The 299-nt window shown below is 55.5% G+C and carries 3 tRNA genes; all 3 read right to left on the reverse strand.

What is annotated here, in order from left to right:
- Positions 1 to 6: 6 nt before the first annotated feature.
- A tRNA-Ile gene (locus MJ643_RS30585) sits at positions 7 to 80 on the reverse strand.
- A gap of 8 nt (positions 81 to 88) precedes the next feature.
- Positions 89 to 162 (reverse strand) — tRNA-Met (locus tag MJ643_RS30590).
- Positions 163 to 189: 27 nt separating this feature from the next.
- A tRNA-Pro gene (locus tag MJ643_RS30595) sits at positions 190 to 263 on the reverse strand.
- Positions 264 to 299: the final 36 nt, after the last annotated feature.

The raw sequence follows: 299 nt of genomic DNA on the forward strand, positions 1-299 counted from the left end.
TAAAGATGGACCTTGTAGGGCTCGAACCTACGACCGGGCGGTTATGAGCCGCCTGCTCTAACCAACTGAGCTAAAGGTCCAAGCTCAATCGCGGCGGGGGGGATCGAACCCTCGACCTCCCGGGTATGAACCGGACGCTCTAGCCAGCTGAGCTACACCGCGAGAAAAACATATGGACTAAGCGTCCAATCGGGAAAACAGGATTCGAACCTGCGACCCCCTGGTCCCAAACCAGGTGCTCTACCAAGCTGAGCTATTTCCCGTTAAATGCACCCAGTAGGAGTCGAACCTACAACCTT

This window comes from Pseudomonas sp. PNPG3, from assembly GCF_023093815.1.
GTDB lineage: Bacteria > Pseudomonadota > Gammaproteobacteria > Pseudomonadales > Pseudomonadaceae > Aquipseudomonas > Aquipseudomonas asiatica.